Below are 7,782 nucleotides of genomic sequence, written 5' to 3'. Positions count from 1 at the left end.
ACGGAATGATGTTCTCATAAATGCATCTGTTCTATTAACATGTATTTCTCATTTCTGTCTCTTTCAAAGCTTGTTTTTGTAAGTTGTTGATAAAGATCGGTATTGTTGTCTTTTTAGTAATAGCGACAACGATTGCTTTATATGATTGTGCAATTTTTAAAAATGGAATCGTTATATTGTAACAACGTTGACTTATCGCGAGTTATAAATTTCAAATAGCACAAATAACTAAAAATAGATCTATCAAAAATAGAATAAGGATTTAACCATACGAGAAATCTTATGGTTAATAGGTTTATTGGTCTGATTGTTACTTATTTAGAATGTCATTCCAATAATCTGTTTGTCTTTAAGTTTGTTCTAATGAACTTAATTTTCATGGAAGTTTAAAAACATGCAGCACACAACTAAGTGGACGATGACCCCGCTTGCGATGCTGTTAGGTACGCTGTTTTCAATGCCGTTACTCGCAGAAGAAACCAACGTAGCTGATAGCAGTGGGATCGAATCTACCCAAAATGAAGGAGAGTCGTCATGTATAGTTTGTAAAGTAAGTGGGTCCGTTTACCTCTCTTACGATACAAATATTTACGACAAAGACGACTATCGCTCCGTTCGCAACTTTTCTTGGGGCGGGGATCTCAACTACGCGATTTCAAAAGACATCAAAGCTTTCTTTTCTGCCGGTGGTTACCGTGCTCTAGAAGATGAAGTTGGAACTTACGCAACGGATTCAGTACTGGGCTTGCAATACTCGAATCTGTATCGCTTTGGTGAAACGGGGAAAATTGCGGTTGCAGGTCAGTTCACCATACCTACCTCAGAAGACTCGCGAAACGATGAGCTACAAACAGCTTTTCGTTTAGCCGTACCGGTCTCTTTTTCTTTGTGGAGCGTTGATTTTTCTATCGCGCCACGACTCAAAAAGAACTTCCACAAGTACAAAACGAATGGCGGTCGCTCACTCACAGAGTGGACCTATTCACTGTTTTCTGTCGCTGAAAAGTCTTGGGATTCGTTCTCTCTGGGCATCACGGCTTTAGGTGGTAATACCATCAGTTATCAAGGGACTCGACGGAGCAGTTGGCAGTATGAAGGTGCTTTATACGGAACCTACAAATTCAACAAGAGCTGGTCACTAACGTTGGCAGCATCCTCTACCGGCTTCTATCAAGATGCGGAACGAGGAACGCTGGGCAATATCGACCTGCTTGACCAAGAGAAAGCGTCGTACATCGCCTCTGTTGCTTACTCCTTCTAGGAAAATAACAAAAATTAAGGATATCCAAACCATGTTTAAAAAATTGACTCTGGTGTCAGCGATCACTGCCGGACTTGCCGGTTGTGGTGCTGACGATCAGGCTTATGACTATGTCGAAAGAGACGCAAAAGAAATCGCGGTTAAAGACCTAAAAGACGGTCGTTGGTTCTACGTACCAACAACTGGTGCAGCACCAAGATTCGCGCTAAACCAATTCCCATTTTTACAAGGTTCGCCTCGTTATGTTGAGCTGTGTTTCAGTAAAGAAGGTCTGGAAGTTCGTAATTACGACAAAAACTACCCAGACGCACATCTGACCAAAGACGCGAACAACTATTGTGGCGAGGAGAAGTTCGTTGCCGATGATGACGATGTTAACTTTGCACATGTTCTGACTATTCCTGGTGACTTTGCAGCATACCGCTGTAAAGAAGATGGTCACGGTGACTGTACGAACAAAGAAGAAACTAACGAGGATGCGAGTCTAAACTACAAGAGTAAGACCCACTTTACTCCGCGTCCGGAAGATCTTGAGATCGCCGAATTCAATATGGAAGATCTGTATGGGATCACGGATGGGCTAACCGAAATTGGTTCGCCGCGCGTAATCTCATGGGATTTTGATCCAGAGAAGGGCACGTTAAACTTCGAACTTGAGCGCTCGTTCCGCATTGACTTGGATAACATGTCAGCCTACATCAACGAAGATACCAAAGCGGGTCTTGACGACATGCTGGTCGATGGCGCGTTTAAATCTCGTTTTTATTACTCTCTAATGCACGAGAGTGTGGTGGCAACCAAAGACTACCAACCGGTTCTATATCCTATTGGTGACGAGAATGACATTGGTTTCTTTGTCTCTGAGACAAAGCAGCTTAACCCTATCACAAACAAGTATGATCGTGATGTGGTGTACCTGAATCGTTTCAACCCTGATCAAGATTCAATCAAGTATTATCTGACCGATAACTTCTTTGAAGAGAAAAACAAAATCTTCTTAGATGCGACGCTTGAATCCATCGATAAGATGAACCAAGCACTTAGATTATTTGGTGCGGATTCTGGTAAGCCAGAAATTGAAATCGTAAACAAAACCAAAGGTGCAGGTATACACCCAGGTGATTTGCGTTACAACGTGATCAACTTGGTGGATGAGCCGCTGGCGAACGGCTTGTTAGGTTATGGTCCTTCCGTTGCTAACCCAATGACGGGTGAGATCATCAAAGGTCACGTAAACCAATACGCTGGTGTGGCAAGAACTGGGGTTCCTTATTACTGGGATAACCTAGCCCGATTCTACAACCGTAATCAATTGGACTTAGACGGTCTCGATCCGTTACCAACGACAAGCTCCGCGACAACAACATCAGAAGTTTCAGAGAGAATTGAGTCGCTCTCAACTATGGCGGCAATCGCGAAGCTGGAAGCGGACGAAAGTATTCCTGCGCCTCTTGTGTCAAAAGAAGAAATGACCACAAGCAAAGCAGCGACTAAAGCGCCAACGGAGCTAAAGAAAACCTTCAGCGATGAGTTAGATTTTGAAAAGGTGGTCGCAACAGAAGAAAACCGTTTGTCTTTCTGGGCGGAGCACAATGTTTACCCAATCGAAGCATCGTGGGTTTCTTCAACCAGCAAAGCCATGCTTGATAATTTGAAACTGGATGATGACCGTTACTTCGAAATCAAGCTAGATGATGCTGGCAAAGAAGTCTCTCGAGAGCTTAAGCGTTGGAAACATCTACCAAAAGATCTGCAGGTTAAAACGGCAGATGCGATTACTGTAGCGACTTACAGTAATACGCTGGTTCATGAGCTTGGTCATAACTTAGGTTTACGTCATAACTTTAAAGGTTCGAATGACAAATCAAACTACTACACGCTAGAGCAAGCACATCAACTGGGCTTGAATAATATTCCTGCGTACAGCTCAACCATGGACTACGCGCCGAGTATGTTGGATGAAACACCAACATGGGGTCTGTACGATATTGCAGCGTTTAAGTTCGGTTATGGTCGTAAAGTTGAAACCGTTCAAGCATCTTCGGGCTCAGCTCCAACACCTGTAGCGAAGCCTGCAGACGACGCTAGCGATGAAGCGAAAGCAGCATACAACAGCTACCTAAAAGAACTGCAAGACTATCAGCAAAGCTTCGCCTACAGATTTGGTGATAACGCTGAGAATGATGCACTCATGGTGTGTTCTGAAGTTAAGAAGTTAACGGGCACAGACAGTGGCAAATCTCTGTACAACTGTGACTTTAGCCGATTTGACACTGCAGCACTGTCTGATGACTCGGAACTTAAGGCGAAGACGCGTTACGGTGTGCTCTATTATCTTGATAAAGTCAATGAGATTGAGCGTAAGTCATATGACTTCTGTACTGATGGTAACGTCTCACTAAACAGCGACTGTAACCGTTTTGATGAAGGGACAAACTTAGAAGAAATTGTCTCTTATGAATGGCAAAACTACCTTGATAGTTATGACCGCCGCAATTTGCAGCTTTACGGAACGACAGGGTTGTACTCCACAGATTACATAGGTTACCTATTACGCCGCTATTCTGAGATGAACTCGATTCGTGACAAGGTGGAAGATCTAGAACGCATCGATAACTTGTACACCAACTTAGGTTATACCGCTAGTACAGATAAGCCGGGCGATTTCTTGCTGCGCCTAGCATCAAACCCTCAATACTGTAGTGAAGGCAAAGCAGATAACTCATGGTTCTGTGACTACGCTAATGGTGCGAAGAAATCAGCAGCGTTCTTCCTTGATGTTTTGCGTACACCAGAGCACCAATGTGTGATTGAAAATGCGTCAGGCAATCAAAAAGTGATTTCGTTTGGTAAATTGCTGGATAATAACTCACACCAAATTCCGGCGGATTACGATTTGTCGGCAGCAAATTGTTTTGATGAGTTAGCGGCGCGTTTCATTGAAGATACCGATGAAGGTTACAAGGCGGTTGCAGAGACACAAAACGGACGCTTCTTGAACTCTATTGGCAGCTTTGACCCTGATTACCCTTGGTCAAACGCCGTGTCAGTGTTGGGTTACTGGCCAGACAAAGCGCTTGCGAGCTATTTCTTGGCACGTCGATTCTCTAACCGCTACACCGATGAAGTGAGCTTTGCTTCGTTGTTGGACCTACCAGGTGTTCAAGCTGAATATGAAGATATCATGGGCAACATTGTGGCAAATGATGCGTTAAGCACGCCTGTCGCGCTGGTGGATAAAGAGGGTAAGTCATACACCAACCTAAAAGGTACCACGGTGAACTTACACCTTACTGAACAAATGGAGTCCTTACCTCCAATGCCACGTGGTATTTATCGATTCTTGGGCATTGACGCAGTCAGTCGTGAACGTATCGGTGATGTGATCCTTGAAATGGGCGTTAGCCAAATGCAGTCTGACGATTACAAAGTTAAGGCTCGTGGTAAAGCGCAGTTTGATGCATTCACTAAACAACAAGATCGCTACGGTATTATTGCAGGTGACAAAGTAGAGTTTGTAATTGATGGTAAGAAGTTTGTGGCAACGAAAGCCAACAAACTGGCTTATGATTACGCAAATCAGCTAGTTACCAGCGAAGGCTACGATCTGAAAAACTACTTGGATAACTACGACTCGGCACAACTAAGCAAGATTGCTTCGGACATTGAAAAGGCATGGGGACCATTCCGTACATCGATTCTTCCTGCATACCACGATGCGGTATTGCTACTGGATGCTCCAATGGTAAATGCAATGAAAACTACCATTGATGCAGACATTGCAGCAGGTGTGCTGACGTTTAGCACTTCATTCGGTAACTTTGTGAGAGCCAACCTGACTTCAGGTGATCTTGTGATGGATTCAGTTGCAGGAACATTAAGTTATAAAGGTGGCAAAGCACATAAGACGACAAAAGTATTTGAAGCTTACACTGACGCAATGGCTCTGATTTATAACAACTACACAAAAGACATGATGTTTGCAGTTGATAATGTGTATGCTGGCTATGTCGCGTCTGCGGATGCAGACAAAGATCTATGGCTGAAAGATCTGAATCTAATCCAAGCGTACATTCGTGGTGACATCGGTACGGTAGCTGGTGAGTACTATGAAATGCTAGATCGTCTGCCAGAAGCGAGTGATTTTGAGTAATTAAACCTCAACCAATAAAAACAAAGGCCTGCAGAAACGCAGGCCTTTTTAGTGTCAGTCGCTGTTAGATTAAGAATGGAAGATCACTTGTTCGTCTTCGGTCATTACAAGCGTCGCTTTGTTTTGCTCAATAAGCTGAGCGGCATAAGAAGGCGTCACGGCTTGAATCTCGCCTTTTGCTTTTAGCGTCAGTGATTCCCACGCTTGGTCACGATATTTACCCGCTTGGGTGTATTGAATCAGTACTTTCATAGCTTCACGCTCCGGTGTGGTTGACGTGCTACTTAAGTTAGCGCTCCTACAGCGGTTGCGCACCTGTTAAAAATGAAACATTAGATTAACCAAATAAGGTGGTACGTCGTTTTGAATAAATCGCAGTATTGACAGTTTAAGTTAATGGTATTAACTTAATGGTGTTAACTATTTATTTTGAGACGATGATGAGCGAAAAAAGCAGTAAAGGGCGTCCTGCGCAAATTTCTAGAAAAGATGTGGTTGAGTGTGCCTTAAACCTAGGGTTAGAAAATGTAAGCATGCATGCGCTGGGCAAACAATTGGGGGTCAGCGCGACGGCACTGTACCGACATGTTGGCTCTAAAGAAGCGTTGGTCGATTTATGTTGCGACTATGTACTAGGGAAAGTCGAATTGCCGCAAGAGAAAGACTGGGAAGCATACCTTTACACGTTTGCGAAAAACTTTAGACAAGCACTTATGTCTATTCCGGGTTCGGTCGCGTTTATTCGCCATAGCCAAAGTTTCACGCCGGCTTCAAGCATCATCGTCAACGATATTTTAGGTATCTTCAGAGAGGCCAAATTTGAAGCAGAAGTTGGTTTTATGGCGTTTGCGAGTGTTTATACGCGAGTAACGGACATCGTTGAGCATCAAGAACAAGCTGCACGCAATGAACCTCAATCTTTTCCTGAATTGGACGCCGAGCAACTGCCTCATTTTGCGTGGTTAATGAGTCAAGCTAAGCCCGTGGACTATGACAAGTACTTCGATGATGGTATTCGAATCACGATCGAAGGTCTCAAAGCCGTTTACAAATAGAACGCATTACTCGAGAGGTGGATATGTCGTCATACATTGATAACGCGATCGGTGGTTGGATTCGCAATGCTGAAAAAACAGGTGAGCTGAAAGACAACCCTTACAGAGGTAAAAAGCTCGACCTTGAAGACTATTTTAAAACACCCGCTGAGCACCGAATGGGTATGAAGATTCTTAAAGACGCAAACTGTCTACCGCCAGCGGTGCAAATGATGCAGCTTATCGAGAAGAAGCAGAAAGAATTCGAAAGCTCAGAAGATCCTGAAATGAAAGAAGTGCTGAGAAAGGAAATTATGGCGCTTAAGTTGAAGAAAGATCTTCTGATTGAGGCTAATAACTGATCTCAGCAAAACATGTGTATTCGTCAGTGGGTATTCGAATCGATCAATAACGATCCCAGTACGGTGTATCAGTGCCGAGTTTTTCGCTGATGAAGTCAATGAACACTCGCACTTTCAATGGCATGTGTTTGCGCTCTGGAAACACCGCATAGATGGCATGCTCAGGGAGAGAGAACTCTTCCATAAGCGGTTTTAAGTTACCGGCTGCAAAGTCTTTGGCGGCGATGAAGGTCGGTAATTGTGCGATGCCAGAGCCTCTTAATAGCAACTGGCGAATCGCTTCACTGTTGTTGACCACAAAGTTGCCCTTCGGCAGTACCTTATATTCGTTACCGCTGTTGATGAACATCCATTCCACCCCGCCTCGGAAATACGAATAACGCAAACAGTTGTGCGTCACCAAGTCGCTTGGTTTGGTTGGCACGCCAAATTCTTTTAGGTATTCGGGAGAGGCGCACAGTACGCTTTTACACGGAGCAAGGCGCTTAGCGACAAGGTTAGAAGTCGCAAGTTCGCCAATGCGAATCCCCAAATCAAAGCCTTGTTCGACCAAGTCCACCATGGCGTCTTCTAGCTGTAAATCGACCTCAATTTTCGGGTAACGTGCAAGAAATTCGCTGATAAGTGGCGCAACGTGCAAAACACCAAAAGACATCGGGGCTGTGATTTTGAGCCTACCTTGCGGTGAGCCTTGCAACTCGGAAACGGCATCGACACCTTGTTGAGCAAGGTTCACTGCTTGTGAAGCGTACTCGAAGTATCGACGTCCAGCTTCGGTTAAGCTGAGCTTTCTTGTGGTGCGATTAAGCAAGCGAATACCGAGGTCATCTTCGAGTTGATTAATGCGTTTGCTGATCGCCGATTTGGTGAGGTTCAACTGCTTGGCTGCAAGGGAAAAGCTGCCGCATTCTACGACAGCGACAAATACTGGCAGTGACGCAATGGCATTCACGGTGTGCTCCTAGGTTATTG

Annotated in this window: 6 protein-coding genes; 4 read left to right on the top strand and 2 right to left on the bottom strand. The window is 44.4% G+C overall.

Annotated elements, in window-relative coordinates; all coding sequences use genetic code 11:
* Positions 1-394: 394 nt before the first annotated feature.
* Together OH459_RS18965 and OH459_RS18960 are read left to right on the top strand one after the other, a co-directional pair.
* Positions 395-1,261 carry a hypothetical protein gene (locus tag OH459_RS18965; protein ID WP_269988088.1) on the top strand — a complete coding sequence of 289 codons (867 nt, stop codon included), beginning with the start codon at positions 395-397 and terminating at the stop codon, positions 1,259-1,261.
* Between the two features lie 31 nt (positions 1,262-1,292).
* Positions 1,293-5,414, top strand: a complete 4,122-nt coding sequence (locus OH459_RS18960; RefSeq protein ID WP_269988086.1) for a zinc-dependent metalloprotease — start codon at positions 1,293-1,295, stop codon at positions 5,412-5,414.
* 69 nt (positions 5,415-5,483) lie between these two features.
* Here OH459_RS18960 and OH459_RS18955 read toward each other — a convergent pair whose 3' ends face one another.
* Positions 5,484-5,666: a hypothetical protein gene (locus tag OH459_RS18955; protein WP_005445428.1), complete on the bottom strand. Its 183-nt coding sequence runs from the start codon at positions 5,664-5,666 to the stop codon at positions 5,484-5,486.
* A 158-nt stretch (positions 5,667-5,824) separates the two neighbouring features.
* Between OH459_RS18955 and OH459_RS18950 the strand changes: the two genes are divergently transcribed.
* Together OH459_RS18950 and OH459_RS18945 are read left to right on the top strand one after the other, a co-directional pair.
* Positions 5,825-6,469 (top strand): TetR/AcrR family transcriptional regulator, encoded by a 645-nt coding sequence (locus OH459_RS18950; protein ID WP_080767308.1) that lies wholly within the window; start codon positions 5,825-5,827, stop codon positions 6,467-6,469.
* A 23-nt stretch (positions 6,470-6,492) separates the two neighbouring features.
* A complete protein-coding gene (locus OH459_RS18945) occupies positions 6,493-6,810 on the top strand; it encodes a DnaJ family domain-containing protein (protein ID WP_045487052.1) in 318 nt (105 codons plus the stop codon).
* A gap of 43 nt (positions 6,811-6,853) precedes the next feature.
* On the opposite strand, the gene OH459_RS18940 is transcribed toward OH459_RS18945, so the two are convergent.
* Entirely contained in the window at positions 6,854-7,762 is a 909-nt protein-coding gene (locus tag OH459_RS18940) for a LysR family transcriptional regulator (protein ID WP_009696888.1), read from the bottom strand.
* Between the last annotated feature and the right edge of the window lie 20 nt (positions 7,763-7,782).

Origin of the sequence: Vibrio sp. MM46 (assembly GCF_027587135.1) — a bacterium.
In the GTDB taxonomy this organism is placed as follows: domain Bacteria; phylum Pseudomonadota; class Gammaproteobacteria; order Enterobacterales; family Vibrionaceae; genus Vibrio; species Vibrio harveyi.
Note: the sequence above shows the minus strand (reverse complement) of the source record. Positions and strands in the feature narration are given on the sequence as shown.